Source organism: Streptomyces sp. SCUT-3 (assembly GCF_014083985.1).
In the GTDB taxonomy this organism is placed as follows: Bacteria; Actinomycetota; Actinomycetes; order Streptomycetales; family Streptomycetaceae; genus Streptomyces_H; species Streptomyces_H thermolineatus.
On record NZ_CP046907.1, the window covers coordinates 3,144,983 to 3,159,374 of the forward strand.

Annotated in this window: 15 protein-coding genes; 2 read left to right on the forward strand and 13 right to left on the reverse strand. The window is 74.9% G+C overall.

Translation table 11 applies throughout. The features are described 5' to 3' along the window. Positions 1-228 precede the first annotated feature (228 nt). Both GQS52_RS13835 and GQS52_RS13840 read right to left on the reverse strand, forming a co-directional pair. A complete protein-coding gene (locus tag GQS52_RS13835) occupies positions 229-909 on the reverse strand; it encodes an ABC transporter ATP-binding protein (RefSeq protein ID WP_182313733.1) in 681 nt (226 codons plus the stop codon). Beyond that, complete coding sequence (locus GQS52_RS13840; protein ID WP_182313734.1) at positions 906-2,009, reverse strand: FtsX-like permease family protein; 1,104 nt, start codon at positions 2,007-2,009, stop codon at positions 906-908. Before GQS52_RS13840 ends, GQS52_RS13835 begins: the two co-directional genes overlap by 4 nt. 208 nt (positions 2,010-2,217) lie before the next feature. Here GQS52_RS13840 and GQS52_RS13845 point away from each other — a divergent pair, with 208 nt between their 5' ends. Together GQS52_RS13845 and GQS52_RS13850 are read left to right on the forward strand one after the other, a co-directional pair. Beyond that, on the forward strand, positions 2,218-3,558 hold the full coding sequence (locus GQS52_RS13845; RefSeq protein ID WP_182316436.1) for a sensor histidine kinase: 1,341 nt from the start codon (positions 2,218-2,220) through the stop codon (positions 3,556-3,558). Continuing rightward, positions 3,551-4,186 carry a response regulator transcription factor gene (locus GQS52_RS13850; RefSeq protein ID WP_182313735.1) on the forward strand — a complete coding sequence of 212 codons (636 nt, stop codon included), beginning with the start codon at positions 3,551-3,553 and terminating at the stop codon, positions 4,184-4,186. Before GQS52_RS13845 ends, GQS52_RS13850 begins: the two co-directional genes overlap by 8 nt. 27 nt (positions 4,187-4,213) lie before the next feature. Here the strand turns inward: GQS52_RS13850 and GQS52_RS27820 are convergent, their stop codons facing one another. The 11 genes from GQS52_RS27820 to GQS52_RS13905 form a co-directional block, all read right to left on the reverse strand. Continuing rightward, positions 4,214-4,963: a class F sortase gene (locus tag GQS52_RS27820; protein WP_259370768.1), complete on the reverse strand. Its 750-nt coding sequence runs from the start codon at positions 4,961-4,963 to the stop codon at positions 4,214-4,216. Between the two features lie 107 nt (positions 4,964-5,070). Next, positions 5,071-5,691, reverse strand: a complete 621-nt coding sequence (locus tag GQS52_RS13860) for a hypothetical protein (protein ID WP_182313736.1) — start codon at positions 5,689-5,691, stop codon at positions 5,071-5,073. 265 nt (positions 5,692-5,956) lie between these two features. After that, positions 5,957-7,390, reverse strand: a complete 1,434-nt coding sequence (gene accC / locus GQS52_RS13865; RefSeq protein WP_182313737.1) for an acetyl-CoA carboxylase biotin carboxylase subunit — start codon at positions 7,388-7,390, stop codon at positions 5,957-5,959. 87 nt (positions 7,391-7,477) lie between these two features. Next, positions 7,478-8,128 carry an acetyl-CoA carboxylase biotin carboxyl carrier protein gene (gene accB, locus GQS52_RS13870; RefSeq protein WP_259370769.1) on the reverse strand — a complete coding sequence of 217 codons (651 nt, stop codon included), beginning with the start codon at positions 8,126-8,128 and terminating at the stop codon, positions 7,478-7,480. Continuing rightward, entirely contained in the window at positions 8,128-9,960 is a 1,833-nt protein-coding gene (accD, locus tag GQS52_RS13875) for an acetyl-CoA carboxylase, carboxyltransferase subunit beta (protein ID WP_182313738.1), read from the reverse strand. The genes accB and accD overlap by 1 nt, the downstream gene beginning before the upstream one ends. Before the next feature lie 40 nt (positions 9,961-10,000). Further along, positions 10,001-10,345, reverse strand: coding sequence for a TcmI family type II polyketide cyclase (locus GQS52_RS13880; RefSeq protein WP_182313739.1), 345 nt, complete (start codon positions 10,343-10,345; stop codon positions 10,001-10,003). A gap of 208 nt (positions 10,346-10,553) precedes the next feature. After that, positions 10,554-11,060 carry an SRPBCC family protein gene (locus GQS52_RS13885; RefSeq protein WP_182313740.1) on the reverse strand — a complete coding sequence of 169 codons (507 nt, stop codon included), beginning with the start codon at positions 11,058-11,060 and terminating at the stop codon, positions 10,554-10,556. A gap of 1 nt (position 11,061) precedes the next feature. Continuing rightward, positions 11,062-11,316, reverse strand: a complete 255-nt coding sequence (locus GQS52_RS13890) for a phosphopantetheine-binding protein (RefSeq protein ID WP_182313741.1) — start codon at positions 11,314-11,316, stop codon at positions 11,062-11,064. A 67-nt stretch (positions 11,317-11,383) separates the two neighbouring features. Then, complete coding sequence (locus GQS52_RS13895) at positions 11,384-12,625, reverse strand: ketosynthase chain-length factor (protein WP_182313742.1); 1,242 nt, start codon at positions 12,623-12,625, stop codon at positions 11,384-11,386. 2 nt (positions 12,626-12,627) lie between these two features. Further along, the gene (locus GQS52_RS13900) at positions 12,628-13,890 is read right to left on the reverse strand and encodes a beta-ketoacyl-[acyl-carrier-protein] synthase family protein (RefSeq protein WP_182313743.1); all 1,263 of its coding nucleotides are present in this window, start codon (positions 13,888-13,890) and stop codon (positions 12,628-12,630) included. After that, a complete protein-coding gene (locus GQS52_RS13905) occupies positions 13,887-14,339 on the reverse strand; it encodes a cupin domain-containing protein (RefSeq protein ID WP_182313744.1) in 453 nt (150 codons plus the stop codon). The genes GQS52_RS13900 and GQS52_RS13905 overlap by 4 nt, the downstream gene beginning before the upstream one ends. Between the last annotated feature and the right edge of the window lie 53 nt (positions 14,340-14,392).

Here is a 14,392-nt window from a genome sequence, read left to right on the forward strand (position 1 = left end):
GGTCCTCCCCTCCAGCATGTGCCGGGCGGCGGGTTTCCGCAGGGGACCGGACGGGCCGGGCGGCGGCCGAAGGTCCCGGCGGGGCGGGCTCCGGCACGGCAGGGGAGCAGACGGGACGACGACCGGCAGGGCCGGCGTCCCCGGTGCTGCCGGGAGGCGCCGGCCCTGCCGGGAGGCGTGGTCGGGGGTCGGGAGGCGTGGTCGGGGGGGCGGACGGTCGGGCGGGGGTCAGGCCGCGGCGGGCACGGTCAGGCGGCCGTCGCGGACCTCGACGACCCGGTCGGCCGCGCCGAGGTGGGCGTGGTCGTGGGTGACCAGGACGGTGGCGGTGCCCCGCAGGCGGGTCAGTTCGGTGACCAGTCCGACGACCGCGGCGCCGCGCTCGTGGTCCAGGGCGCTGGTGGGTTCGTCGACCAGCAGCACCCGCGGCTCGTTCATCAGCGCGCGGGCGATGTTGACCCGCTGGCGCTGGCCCCCGGAGAGCTGGTGGGGGCGCCGGTCGGCCTGCCCGGCCAGTCCGACCGCCTCGAGCAGCTCCAGCGCCCGGGGCCGCGCCGCGCGGGGGGAGCGGCCGGCGAGGTGCGCCATGACCTGCAGCTGCTCGGCCGCGGTCAGCGACGGCAGCAGGTTGGGCTGCTGGAAGACCATGCCGATCGTGGTGCGGCGCAGGGCCGCCAGTTCGCGCCGCGACAGCCCGGTGGTGTCGGTGCCGTCGACGACGACCCGCCCGCTGTCCGGGGTGATCAGCGTGGCGGCCACGGCCAGGAGGCTGGACTTGCCGGAGCCCGAGGGGCCGACCACGGCCGTCACGCTGCCGGGGGGCACCTGAAGGTCGACCCGGTCCAGGGCGGTCAGGCGGCCGTCTCCGTCGGGGTAGGTCAGGGTGACGTCGGTCAGGTTCAGGCTCATCGGGCGCTCCCCAGGGCGGTCAGCGGGTCGACGGAGGTGATGCGGCGGACGGACAGGGCGGCGCCCGCGGTGCCGAGGGCGGTCATGACCAGGGCCGGGACGGCGACGGTCTCCGCGTCCAGGACGAAGGGCACGCTGCCGCCGACCGCGGCGCCGAGGGCGGCCGCGATCGCGGTGCCGGCCGCGGTGCCGGCCGCGAGCAGGACGAGGGCCTGGCCGAGGGCGTCGCGCAGCAGGTGGCCGGTGGAGGCGCCGAGCGCCTTCAGCACGGCGACGTCGCCGCTGCGCTGGATGGTCCAGACGGTGAAGAAGGCGCCCACGACCAGGGCGGAGATGACGAACAGGAAGCCGCGCATCAGCTGCAGGGAGCCGTTCTCGGCGGCGAAGGAGCCGATGGCCTGCAGGGCGTCGTCACGGGTGGCGGTCTCGGTGCCGGCGGCCTCGTCGGCGGCGGCCCGGTCGGTGTCGTCGAAGCCGTCGGCCGTGGTCAGGGCGATCACGGTGGCCCGCGGGCCGTCCGCGTCCCCGCCGGCGGCCGGCCGGGCCAGGTGCTGCCAGTCGTCCAGGGACGTCCACACCACGGGGGTGTGGCTGTAGGAGGCGTCGCCGGAGACGGCGGCCACCTTCAGCTCCCGGCCGCCGGACAGGACGAGGTCCTCGCCGGGGGCGAGGCCCAGTTCCTCGGCGGCGCCCTCGGACAGGACCGCGCGCCCGTCCCGGAGCGCGTCCTCCTGCGGGGCGAGGCCGGAGCCGGGCCGCACGCCGAAGGCGGACACCGACGCGGTGCGCCCGTCCGCCTCCGCCCGGACGGTGGTCACGCCCAGCGGCTCGGCGCTCTCCACGCCCGGGGCCGCGGCCCACCGGCGCCACTGCTCCTCGGTCACCGAGGAGTCGGTGAAGGACAGCTCCTGCCCGTCGGCCGGGGCGGAGAAGGCCAGGCGGTCGGCCGGCAGGCCGGTGACGGCGGAGACGTTCTCCCGGCCCAGCCCGGCGGTCAGCCCGGACAGCATCCCGACCAGTGCGGTGATCAGCACGACGACGGTTCCCATCAGGGCGAACCGCCCTTTGGCGAACCGCAGGTCTCTCCAGGCGACGAACATGACGGGCGCGGTCCTTCCGGTGGGGGGTGGTCTGTGCACCCCCCACCCTCCGTCCCGGGGCCCCGCCGGGGCATCGCGCCGCGGACCGGTCCTCCGGCATCGAAGGGTGCAGGCAGCGGTCAACCTTTTGATCGATGGCCGCCCCTCGGGGTCTGCTTACAGTGGAAGGGCTGTGAACCTTCCTCCCCTCACCCCCGTCCTCCGCCTCATGAGCCGGCTGCTGCACCTGCTCGTCGCGGGGCTGCTGGCGCTCGCGGCGGGCCGGGCCCTGGTCGCCGGCGGGCCGGACGGCGCCGCGGTGACCGCGGCGGCGGTACTGACCGGCGCCGTCTACGCGGCCGGCCCCCTGCTGCCGGTCACCCGGTGGGGGCGGGGCCCCGCCGTGTGGCTCCTCGTCCTCGGCGGGGCGTGGCTGGTGCTGCTGTGGCTGGCCCCCGACGGGATCTGGCTGGCCTTCCCGCTCTTCTTCGTGCAGTTGCAGCTGCTGCCCGTGCGCTGGGGCACGGCCGCGGTCGCGGCCACCACGGTCGCGGCGGTCGCCGGCTTCGCCTGGCACCGGGGCGGGCCGAGCGTGGGCACGGTCGTCGGGCCGGTCCTGGGGGCGGCGGTCGCGGTCGCCACCGTCCTCGGCTACCAGGCGCTGTACCGGGAGAGCGAGGAGCGCCGGCGGGTCGTCGAGGAGCTCACCGAGGCCCGGGAGGGCCTGGCCGCCGCCGACCACGCCGCCGGCGTCATGGCCGAGCGGGAGAGGCTGGCCCGCGAGATCCACGACACCCTCGCCCAGGGGCTGTCCAGCATCCAGCTGCTGCTGCGGGCCGCCGAGCGGGCGCTGCCCGACGGGGCCGGGGACGCGCAGGAGTACGTCCGCCAGGCCCGGCAGGCGGCCCAGGACAACCTCGCCGAGGCGCGCCGGTTCGTCCGCGCCCTGACCCCGCCCGGCCTGGAGGGCTCCTCCCTGTCCGCCGCCCTGGAGCGGCTGTGCGCCACCACCGCCGCCCAGCACGGGCTGCCGGTGCACTTCCACGTCTCCGGCCACCCCTGCGCCCTGCCCACCACGCACGAGGTGGCCCTGCTGCGCATCGCCCAGTCGGCCCTGTCCAACACGGTCCGGCACGCCCGCGCGACGCAGGCGGAGGTGACCTTGAGCTACATGGACACCCAGGTCGCGCTGGACGTGGTGGACGACGGGACGGGCTTCGACCCCGCAGCGGTGCCACCGCCGGGCGGGGGCTCCGACCGCGGCGGCTTCGGACTGGCCGCGATGCGCGCCCGGACCCGGGCGCTGGGCGGCGTGCTGACCGTGGAGTCCGCGCCCGGCCAGGGGACCGCCCTGGCCGCCATGCTGCCCCGCGCCGCCCAGGAGCCCGGGGCCCAGGAGTCCGGGGCCGAGGAGTCCGGGGCCCAGGAGTCCGGGGCCGAGGAGTCCGGGGCCGAGGAGCCCGCCGTCCGGAAACCCGCTGCCGCCCAGGAGCCCGGGGCCGGGCGCGCCGGGGGCGTCCGCGGATCCGGCCCGGCCGCCGACCCCTTCGTGAGGACCGCCGATGAGTGAACCGATCCGCCTGCTGATCGCCGACGACCACCCGGTGGTCCGCGCGGGCCTGCGCGCCGTCCTGGCCACCGAGCCCGGCCTGGAGGTCGTCGCCGAGGCGCCGACGGCCGAGGAGGCCGTCGCCCTGGCGGCCGAGCACCGGGTCGACGTGGTCCTGATGGACCTCCAGTTCGGCGGCGGGATGAGCGGCTCCGAGGCCACGGCAGCGATCACCTCGCGCCCCGGCGCACCCCGGGTGCTGGTGGTCACCACCTACGACACCGACGCCGACACCCTCGCCGCCGTGGAGGCCGGGGCCACCGGCTACCTCCTCAAGGACGCGCCGCCCGAGGAGCTCGCCGCGGCGGTGCGCGCGGCGGCGGAGGGCCGGACCACCCTCGCGCCCGCGGTCGCCAACCGCCTCATGGACCGGGTCCGCACCCCGGCGGCCGCCCTCAGCCGCCGGGAGACCGAGGTCCTGGAACTGGTGGCGGAAGGGCTGTCCAACCTGCAGATCAGCAGGCGGCTCCACCTGAGCCAGGCCACCGTCAAGTCCCACCTGGTGCACGTCTACACCAAGCTCGGGGTCGACTCCCGGACCGCCGCGGTGGCGGCCGCCACCGCCCGCGGCATCCTGCGCCGCCGGTGACGACCGCCCTCCGCGGCCGGGGAGGGATCAGGGGGCGCGGTAGGACTGCAGGTGCGCGAAGACCACGACGTTGGCCGTGTAGTCCTTGGCCTTCTTGTCGTAGTTGCCGCCGCAGGTGATCAGGCGCAGCTGGGCGTCGTCGGTGTGCCCGTAGACCCGCTCGTCGGGGAAGTCGTCCTTGGCGAAGGTCTCCACCGCGTCGACGGTGAACACGGCGGTGCTGCCGTCCTCGCGGGTGATGTTCACGGTGGTTCCGGGAGTGACCGTGCCGAGCCGCCAGAAGACGGCCGGGCCCGTCTTGGTGTCCACGTGGCCGGCCACGATCGCGTTGCCGCGCTCACCGGGCGTGACGCCGTCCGCGTACCAGCCGACCAGGTTGTTGTCGTCGGGCGACGGCGCTTCCAGCGTGCCGTTCTCGTCCAGGCCCAGTTCGCTGAACGGGGCGTTCACCCCGATCCGGGGGATGGTGAGGCGCTTCGGGGCGGAGGACGGCATGGCGGGCCCGCCCGGCCCCTGGGCGTCGGCGGACGGCCCGGCCGGATCGTTCGCGGGGGAGCCGGGCGGGGTGCCGGGCGGGGCGCCGGCGGCGACGGTGGGGGCGCCCGCGGCGGCCGGCTCGGACGGCGAGGACGACGAGGCGTCCACGGAGTTGTAGATCAGCAGGAGCCCGATGAGCGCCGATCCGGCGGCCCAGCGCAGGAGACGGCTGCCGTTCTCGGGTGCCTTCGGTTCCTTCGTCGCGGGAGTCTTCTCGGTCGGGGCCTGCGTGTCCTTCACGGCGGTGCCTTTCTTCGGGGACGGTGCGGTCTGCGTCCGGCGCCGGCGTGGCCACCGCCGCGGTGCGGACGGTGGCCACGCCGAGAGGCATACGGCAGCGGGCGGGTTCAGACCGCGGTGCCGGCAGGGGTGCGGCGGCGCAGGGCGTAGGCGCCGGCGCCGAGACCGCCGAGGAGCAGGATCGCGCCGGAGGCCATGCCGCTCCCGGAGAGGGCCATGCCGCCGCCGCCGGTGTGCACGCCGCCGCGGGGCTTGTCGTAGTCGTTCCCCTTGCCCCCGCCGTACTCCTTGTGCTCGTCCTTCCTGGAGTCCTCGTACTTGCCGTAGTCGTCCTTCTTGGAGTCCTCGTACTTGCCGTAGTCGTCCTTCTTGGAGTCCTCGTACTTACCGGACTCCTCGTACTTGCCGCCCTCGTCCTTCTTGCCGTAGTCGTCCTCGTGCTTCCAGTCCTTCTCCTGCTTCCAGTCCTTGTCGTAGCCGCCTTCGTGCTTCCAGTCCTTGTCGTGCTTCCAGTCCTTGTCGTGGTCGCCTTCGTGCTTCCAGTCCTTCTCCTGCTTCCAGTCCTTGCCGTGGTCGTCCTCGTGCTTCCAGTCCTTGCCGTGGTCGCCACCGGAGGAGTTGGAGTAGCCGTGGTCGTCGGGGGACTGGTCGGCATGGGCGACACCGCCACCCATGGTCAGCGCTGCGGCGACCGCGGTCGCGGCGAGAAGCGTGCGAGCAGAACGCATGGGGAGTGATCCTTCCGGCGCTGCCTGCGACGGCTGACGGTTCGTCAGCTCGGGAATCACAGTGACGCCTACCTCACCGTCAGTCACCCGGGCCCGGTCTGCCACCGGAAAACGCCGTACCGGGGCCCGTATGTGGGCCCTTCAGGTGGCGGGAGCGGCCGTTTTCACTCGTTGGGCCCACCACTGCGGGAGCAACGCGGCTCCCGGCGCGTCGAGCGCCGGGAGCCGCGTTGCCCGGGGGCGGTGCCGCAGGGGCGACGGTCCGTCAGGAGACTCCGGCGGGTGCCTCCTCGGCCCGCCCGGACGCACCCTCGGGGGCCGGGGCGGGGGCCGGTTCCGGGGCGGGGGCCGGTTCCGCGGTCATCGTGTCGACCAGCCCGGTGGTGTGCGTGGCCGAGCGGAACTCCGGGCGTGCCAGGGTGCGGCGCAGGAAGTCGATGGTCGTGCGCACCCCCCGGCCGTCGATCCGGAACTCGCTCAGCGCGCGGTCCATGCGGGCGACGGCCTGGGCCCGGTCGGGGGCCCACACCACGGCCTTCGCCAGCAGCGAGTCGTAGTCGGGGCCGATCGTCCAGCCCGGGTGGGCGTGGGTGTCGACCCGCACGAACGGCCCGCCCGGCGTCACGAACTCGGTCAGCGGGCCGGGGGTCGGGACGAACCCCCGGGCGGGGTTCTCGGCGTTGATCCGGCACTCCACGGACGATCCGCGCACCACCACGTCGGACTGACGGATGCTCAGCGGGAGCCCGGCGGCGACGAGGATCTGCTCGCGGACGATGTCGATCCCGGTGACCATCTCGGTGACCGGGTGCTCCACCTGGAGCCGGCAGTTGATCTCCATCAGGTAGAACTCGCCGGACGGGGCCAGGACGAACTCGAACGTCCCCGCCCCGGCGTACCCGACGGCCTTCGCGCCGCGCACCGCCGCCTCGCACATCTCCGTGCGCAGGGAATCGGGAAGGTTCGGGGCGGGGGACTCCTCGATCAGCTTCTGGTGGCGCCGCTGCACCGAGCAGTCCCGCTCGCCCAGGTGCACCGCCGCGCCGTGCCGGTCGCAGATCACCTGCACCTCGATGTGCCGGGCGTCCTCGACGTACCGCTCCAGGTAGAGGCGGTCGTCGCCGAAGACGGCCCGGGCGTGGGCCCGCGTCTCGTTGTAGGCGCGCACCAGGCCGTCGGCGCTGCGGACCACGGCCATCCCGCGTCCGCCGCCGCCGGCCACGGCCTTGAGGATCACCGGGTAGCCGACCTGCTGGGCGGTCTCCTTGGCCTCCGCGGAGGAGGCCAGGGCGCCGGTGCTGCCCGGCAGCACGGGCAGCCCGGCCTGCGCCATCAGCGTGCGGGCCGCGGCCTTGTCGCCGAGCTGCTGCATCACCTCCGGGGACGGCCCGATGAAGGTGATCCCGTTCTCCTCGCAGATCTCCGCGAAGTCGGGGTCCTCGGAGAGGAACCCGTAACCCGGGTGGACGGCCTGCGCGCCGGTGCGCTGGGCCGCCTCGACGATCGCGGGGATGTTGAGGTAGCTGCCCCTGGCCGCGGGGGGCCCGATCTGGACTGCTTCGTCCGCGAAGCGGACGACCGCGGAGTCACGGTCCGCGGTGGAGTGGACCGCCACCGTCCGGAGGCCGAGTTCGCGGCAGGTGCGGGCCACCCGCAGCGCGATCTCCCCCCGGTTGGCGACGAGGACGGTAGAGAACATGCGGTCACCTCTCTGCGGTGTCGGAACGCCCGCCGGACCCCCGGCGGAGTGCGCGGGGGGCGGCGGCGTTCTCGGGGCGGAGCCCGCCTAGCGGCGGTCGTCCGCCTCGTCGTCGGAAAGCGGCTCCACGGCCAGGAGGCGCTGCTGGAACTCCACGGGCTGCCCGTTGGGCGCGACGACCTCGACGACCCGTCCGGCCACGTCGGCCTCGACGGTGCTCATCATCTTCATGACCTCGAGGATCCCGACGGGCTGGCCGGGCCGGACCAGGTCGCCGACCGAGACGAACGGCGGCGCCTCCGGCTCGCGGGCGTGGTAGAAGGTGCCGACCATCGGGGCGCACACGTACCGCAGCCGGTCCTGGGCGGCGGGGGCCGCCTCCGGGGCCGGGCCGGCGGCGACGGCGGCCGCGGCGGGTGCGGCGGCCGCGGCCACGGCGGCCGCGGCGGGGGCGGGCACGGGCGCCGGGCCCGGCCACTCCATCTCGACCGTCGTCTGCCCGTGCTGCAGCCTGATCCGGCTCGGGGGCTCGGGCGCGGTCCTGGCCAGTTCCGTCACGCTGCGGCACACCGAGTCCAGGGCGGCCTGCGACGGCGGCGCCTGCCCGTTGGCCTGCTGCTGCCCGCTCGCGTGCTGCACGTTGGCGTGCTGCACGGGGTCGGCGGCGACGATCTCGCCCATCACGCCGACCGGCCGGTGGCCGTTCTCGCGGTGTTCCCGCGTATCACTGTTGATCATCAACGATGCACCTCTTCAGGGGTTTCTTCCGGCAGGTCGGGCGTCTCGACGCCGAAGCGGTGGAACCGCTCCCTGCGCTCGCGGAGCAGCCGGCCGGGCTCCCACGGCACCAGTTCGTCGAGGGCCTCGGACAGGGCGTCGCCGAGGAGCAGGGCCGCCTCGGCGTGGTCGCTGTGGGCGCCGCCCGGCGGTTCGGGGACGACCCCGTCGACGATGCCGAGGCGCAGCAGCTCCCCGGCGTGCATGCGCAGTGCGGACGCCGCGGCGGGCACGGCCTTGGGGTCCTTCCACAGGATGGCCGCGCAGCCCTCGGGGCTGATCACCGAGTAGACGCCGTTGGCGCTGACGAGCACCCGGTCCGCGACGGCCAGGGCCAGCGCGCCCCCGCTGCCGCCCTCGCCCACGACGACGGTGACGATCGGCACCGGCAGCTGCGACATCAGCCGCAGGTTCTCGGCGATGGCGAGCGCCTGGCCGCCCCGCTCCGCGTCCGGCCCGGGGTTGGCGCCGGGGGTGTCGACCAGGGTGACCACCGGCATGCCCAGCTTGGCGGCCAGCCGCATGAGCCGGGCCGCCTTGCGGTAGCCGCCGGGGGTCGGCATGCCGAACAGGCGGCGGCGGCGCTCGGACAGGTCGGCACCGCCCTTGTGGTGGCCGATCAGCATCACCGGCCGGCCGCCCAGGCGCCCCGGTCCGCCCACGACGGCGGGGCAGTCCTCGTGGAGCCGGTCGCCGTGCAGCTCGTGGAAGTCGTCCACCAGGTGCCCGATGTAGTCGAGGGAGGTGGGGCGGTCGGCGTGCCGGGCCAGGCGCACCGCCTCCCAGGAGTCCCGGTCGGGGAGGTCCTCGGCCCGCCGCAGCAGGCTCCCGGGACGGGGCCCCGCCGGGGCCCGCCCGTCCGCGGCGGCCTGCGCGTCCGCGGCGGCCTGCGCGTCCGCGGCGGCCTGCGCGTCCGCGGCGGCCTGCGCGTCCGCGGCGGCCCGCCCGTCCGCGTCCGGGCCGGGGGCGGGCCGGAGGGAGAGCAGCCGCGCCAGGACGCCCCGCAGGGCGGGCCGCGCCACGACGTCGTCCACCATGCCGTGCGCGAGCAGGAACTCCGCGGTCTGGAAGCCCTCCGGCAGCTTCTCGCCGATGGTCTGCTCGATCACCCGCGGCCCGGCGAAGCCGAGCCTGGCCCCCGGCTCGGCGAGGATCACGTCCGTGAGGGTGGCGAAGGACGCCGCCACGCCCCCGTAGGTGGGGTCGGTGATCAGGGAGACCGTCAGGATCCCCGCCTCGTCGAGCTCGGCGAGCGCCTGCGCGGTCTTGGCCATCTGCATCAGGGACAGCACGCCCTCCTGCATCCGTGCGCCGCCGGAGGCGGTGACGATCAGCAGCGGGACGCGCTCGCGCAGACTGGTGCGGGCGGCCCCGGCGATCAGCGCGCCGACCCCACAGCCCAGGCTGCCGCCGAGGAACCGGAAGTCCATGGCGGCCACGACCAGGGGCTTTCCCTCGATGCTGCCCCGCACGCACACCACCGCCTCCCGCAGGCCGGTGGCCGCACGGGCCTGTTCCAGCCGTTCGGGGTAGGGCCGGGTGTCGGTGAAGGCCAGGGGGTCGTCGAGGGGCTCCACCTCCTCCAGGGGCACGGCCGAGCCGGGGTCGAGCAGGTGTTCCAGCCGCTGGTGCGCCGTCAGGCGGTCGTGACGGCCGCAGTCCGGGCACACCCGCAGCAGGCGGGTGAAGCGCTTGCCGTAGACCAGCGCGGCGCAGCCCTCGCACCGGACCCAGTCGGGCGTGCCGGGCGTGTCGGGTGCGCGGGTGGTCGGCCGGTCGTCGATCTCGACCATGGGTGGGTTCCTCCGGTGTCCGTCGGCCGTCAGGGGTGGTTCACAGGGAGATGGAGGTGCTTCCCTCGCGCTCCCAGCGGTAGAACTCGTTGGCCATGGCGTCCTTCGGGACCCGCCAGGTCTCCGGGTCGTAGGCCTCGATGTAGGGCCGGAGCTTCCGGCTGATGTCCTGGAACTCCGGGTGCTTGGTGTAGCGGGCGACCTGGGGGCCGGGCGGGGTCTCGGACTCGACCAGGTGCATGTACAGCTCGCCGAACTGGAACAGGCTGCGGCCGGTGACTCCGATCAGGTGCGGCAGTTCGCCGCGGTCGGACTCGGCGAAGACGTCGGCGACGTCGGGGGCGGACTCGGGCTTCATACGGGCGACGATCAGGACGCGGTGCATGCGTCGGGTTCCTTCCTGGGACGGGCTTCTCGGTGCCCGGGGTGGGTGGTGAGGCCCGTCTGGGGGCCGGGGGAGCGGGGAGGGAGGGGGAGAAGGGGGAGGGGGAGAAGGGGGAGGGAGGGCGCCGGGCCCGCCGGGCCGCCGGGGTGGCGGCCCGGCCGGTGGCGGGGCGCCGGCCGGGAGTACCGCGCCGGCCGGCCGGGGCGTGTCAGCCGGTGACGGCCGGCTCCGCCGCGGTGCCGCGCTCGCGGGCGCGCTGCTCGACCTTGTCCCGGATGAGTTCCATCTGGACCACCGAGTTGCGGTTGATGCGCTCGGTCATCCCGGGGGTGTCCACGGGCGCGTCGGGGCGCATCGCGAAGTCCTGGATCCAGCGCATCAGCGTGCCGCCGGGGATCTCCTTGTACTCCCAGTGGATGTCCATGTGCTCGAACGGGCCGGGCTCGACGCGGCGGGCCCGCACGGTCAGGCTCCGCCGGTCGGGCTCGCGCTCGGAGACCCAGCTCCAGACCTTGCCGTTCTCGTCGGGGTGCATGGTGAGGCGGAAGACGGTCCTGGCGCCCTCCCGCTCCAGCACCTCGACCGAGGCGTACTCGCTGAACAGCTGCGGCCAGTTCTCGAGGTCGTTGGTCATGTCCCAGACCAGGTCCAGGGGGGCCGCGATCACGATCTCGTTCTCGGTGTGGCCGGGGGTGCCGGTGGTGTGCTGGTTCATGTCAGGCTCCTGCGGGCATCGACTGGTTGACGAGCTCGACGAACTCGCGGGGGGTCCTGCACATCTCGGCTCCCGAGGGGACCGAGCCGTGGCGGTTCTCCAGCTCGCCCACGATGCCCAGCAGGCCCAGGGAGTCCAGGCCGAGCTCGGTGAAGGCGGAGTCCGACCGGCGCTCCAGCTCGGCCGCGTCGATCGCCACGCCGGCGCGGCTGCTCATCAACGAGGCCAGTTCGGCGAAGGTGAGCAGAGGTTCCATCAGGGGTTTCTCCTTGTCGGTAGGGCCGCCCCGGGCGCCCCGGCGGGGCGCGGGGAAGGGCGGCGGGTCAGGTCGGTGCGTCGCCCCGGCGCAGCACCAGGGCCGAGTTGGAGCCCATGAGCCCCCGGGAGAGCACCAGTGCGGTGCGCAGCTCGGCGGTCCGGGCCAGGCCGGTCACCAGGGCGATGTCGTGGCAGACGTCGGTGACGCCCGGGGTGGGCGGCACGACGCCGTGCTCCATGGCGAGCACCGCGGCGGCGGTGTCCAGCAGGGCGGTGCCGCAGTAGGCCCGTCCGGTGCCGGCCTTGGGCGCGGTCACCGGGACCCGCGAGCCGTGCGGCCCCAGGGCGTCGGTGATCGCCAGCGCCTCGGCGCGGTCGGCCTCGGGCACGCCGAGGGCGTCGGCGAAGACCACGTCGACCTCCTCCGGCGCGCACGCCGCGTCCTCCAGTGCCGTCCGGACGGCACGGGCCAGGCCCTCCCGGGACCGCTCCCACCCGGCGGTACCGGTGAAGGTGGCCCCGTGCCCGGCGACGACCGCCCGGACCGGTGCGCCGCGGCGGCGGGCCGCCGACTCCTCCTCCGCCACGAACATCGCGCCGCCCTCGGCGGGCACGAACCCGCAGGCGTCCGCGCTGAAGGGGAGGTAGGCCCGCGCGGGGTCCGCCGACCGGCTGAGCTCGTCGTAGCCGAGCTGGCAGACGATCGAGTACGGGGCCAGGGGGGCTTCGGCGGCCCCGACGACCATCGCGTCCGTGCCGCGCCGGATGCCGCGGCGGGCGTGCGCGAGGGCGTCCAGTCCGCCCGCCTCGTCACTGGCCACCACCCCGCAGGGGCCCTTGAAGCCCCCGCGGATGGAGATCTGGCCGGTGCTGGCCGCGTAGAACCAGGCGATGGACTGGTAGGGGCCGACGAAGCGGGGTCCCTGCCCCCACAGCCGCTGCAGCTCGTGCTGGCCGAACTCCCCGCCGCCGGAACCGGTGGCGGTCACCACGCCCACCGCGAACGGCGAGCCGTCGGCGGTGTCGAGCCGGGCGTCCTCCAGGGCGAGGTCGGCCGCCGCCATCGCGAGGTGCGTGAACCGGTCGGTCTGGACCAGGTACCGGCCCTCGATCACCGATGCCGGGTCGAAGGACCGGATCTCGCCGGCGACCTTCAGCGGGAGGTGCTCGCACCCCTCCCGGGAGATCGGGTCGAGGACGCTCACCCCTTCCTTGGTCGCCTTCCAGAAGGCGTCGGCGCCCACGCCGTTGGGGGCGACCACGCCCATGCCCGTGAGGGCCGTGCGCCGTTTCGTCGGTGAATCCATCGTTACCTCGCTCCCGTGCGGCGGAGGACCACCGCGGACTGGAAGCCGCCGAACCCGCTGCCGACGGACAGCACTGTCCGCAGCGGCATCTCGCGCGCCGTCCTGGGCACGTAGTCCAGGTCGCACTCGGGGTCGGGGACCTCGTAGTTCGCGGTCGGGGGGACGACACCGCGGGCCAGGGCCAGGGTGCAGGCCACGACCTCTATCGCTCCGATGGCCCCCAGCGAGTGCCCGACCATGGACTTGATCGAGCTCATCGGGGTCTCGTAGGCGTGCTCGCCCAGCGACCTCTTGACCGCCGCGGTCTCGTGCCGGTCGTTCTGCTTGGTGCCCGAGCCGTGGGCGTTGACGTAGTCGACCTCGGTCCTGTCGGCCCGGGCGTGCGCCAGTGCCTCGTCGATGGCCCGGGACATCTCCAGGCCCTCGGTGGTCAGCCCGGTCATGTGGTAGGCGTTGCCGAAGGTGGCGAAGCCGCCGACCTCGCACAGCACCTCGGCGCCGCGGCGCCGGGCGTGCTCCAGCTCCTCCAGGACGAGGACGGCGCCGCCCTCGCCCAGGACGAAGCCGTCCCGGCGGGCGTCGAAGGGGCGGGAGGCGCCGGCCGGGTCGTCGTTGTTCGCCGTGGTCGCCTTGATGGCGTCGAAGCAGGCCACGGTGATCGGGGAGATCGGCGAGTCCGCGGCGCCGGCCAGGACGATGTCCGCCCGTCCCTCCTCGATGCTGTGGAAGGCGTAGCCGATGGCGTCCAGGCCGGAGGTGCAGCCCGTCGAGACGGTCTGCACCGGGCCGTGGGCGCCGTGCGCCTCCGCCACGTGCGAGGCCAGGGTGCTGGGTGCGAACACCCGCTCCAGGTGCGGCCCGACCCGGCGGTGGTCCACGTCCCAGCGGCTCCCGGAGGCGCTGGCCAGGACGTAGTCGTGCTCCAGGCGGGTGGTGCCGCCGACCGCGGAGCCCAGCGACACCCCCACCCGCCAGGGGTCCTCGGCGGCCAGGTCGAGACCGGAGGCGCGCACCGCCTCGGCCGCGGCGGCCAGGGCGAACTGCACGTACCGGTCGGCGGTCGCGATCTGCTCGTCGTCCAGGCCGCAGGCCGCCGGGTCGAAGTCGCACTCGGCGGCGACCCGGGAGCGGTACCCGGACGCGTCGAAGAGGGTGATGCCGCGGGTGGCGGTGCGGCCCGCGGTCAGCAGGTCCCAGAACGCCGGGACGCCCACCCCTCCGGGAGCGACGATGCCGATTCCGGTGACCGCCACGCGCCGGGTCACGTGGCCGCCCCGGCGGGCTCGGGCGGCACCGCCCCGCCGCCGACCATGCCCTCGTCGGAACCCTCGGTGACCTCGGTGTCCACGTGGCCGAGTTCGGGGCGCGGGGCGAGCGGGCCCAGGTGGAAGACCACGCGGGCCTCCACGTTGCCCACGTTGCGGAAGCGGTGCCGCATGTCGATCGGGATCATCAGGCCCTGCTCGGGGCGCAGCGGCACGGTGGTGCCGTTCAGGTCCACCTCGAGGTCGCCGCAGACGACGTACACGAACTCCTCGGAGTACGGGTGGTAGTGCTCGCCGATCCGCTCGCCCGGCTTCATGATGGCCACGCCCATGAACCCGCTGGTGGAGCCCACCGTCTTGGGGGTGAGCATGGCGCGCAGGTCGCCGCCGCGGCGGCGGTTGGGCGGGGCCTCGTCGAGGTTGACGATGCGTGGGAGCTGCGTGGTCATGGTGTTCTCCTCGGGAGATGAGGGCGGTACTGCCGCGTCCGGCGCGGGCGCGG

Excerpts from the sequence above, each read along its gene's own strand:
- GQS52_RS13835 (WP_182313733.1), bottom strand. The coding sequence starts at position 909 with ATGAGCCTGAACCTGACCGACGTCACCCTGACCTACCCCGACGGAGAC.
- GQS52_RS13840 (WP_182313734.1), bottom strand. The coding sequence starts at position 2,009 with ATGTTCGTCGCCTGGAGAGACCTGCGGTTCGCCAAAGGGCGGTTCGCC.
- GQS52_RS13845 (WP_182316436.1), top strand. The coding sequence starts at position 2,218 with ATGAGCCGGCTGCTGCACCTGCTCGTCGCGGGGCTGCTGGCGCTCGCG.
- GQS52_RS13850 (WP_182313735.1), top strand. The coding sequence starts at position 3,551 with ATGAGTGAACCGATCCGCCTGCTGATCGCCGACGACCACCCGGTGGTC.
- GQS52_RS13860 (WP_182313736.1), bottom strand. The coding sequence starts at position 5,691 with ATGCGTTCTGCTCGCACGCTTCTCGCCGCGACCGCGGTCGCCGCAGCG.
- accC (WP_182313737.1), bottom strand. The coding sequence starts at position 7,390 with ATGTTCTCTACCGTCCTCGTCGCCAACCGGGGGGAGATCGCGCTGCGG.
- accB (WP_259370769.1), bottom strand. The coding sequence starts at position 8,128 with ATGATCAACAGTGATACGCGGGAACACCGCGAGAACGGCCACCGGCCG.
- accD (WP_182313738.1), bottom strand. The coding sequence starts at position 9,960 with ATGGTCGAGATCGACGACCGGCCGACCACCCGCGCACCCGACACGCCC.
- GQS52_RS13880 (WP_182313739.1), bottom strand. The coding sequence starts at position 10,345 with ATGCACCGCGTCCTGATCGTCGCCCGTATGAAGCCCGAGTCCGCCCCC.
- GQS52_RS13885 (WP_182313740.1), bottom strand. The coding sequence starts at position 11,060 with ATGAACCAGCACACCACCGGCACCCCCGGCCACACCGAGAACGAGATC.
- GQS52_RS13890 (WP_182313741.1), bottom strand. The coding sequence starts at position 11,316 with ATGGAACCTCTGCTCACCTTCGCCGAACTGGCCTCGTTGATGAGCAGC.
- GQS52_RS13895 (WP_182313742.1), bottom strand. The coding sequence starts at position 12,625 with ATGGATTCACCGACGAAACGGCGCACGGCCCTCACGGGCATGGGCGTG.
- GQS52_RS13905 (WP_182313744.1), bottom strand. The coding sequence starts at position 14,339 with ATGACCACGCAGCTCCCACGCATCGTCAACCTCGACGAGGCCCCGCCC.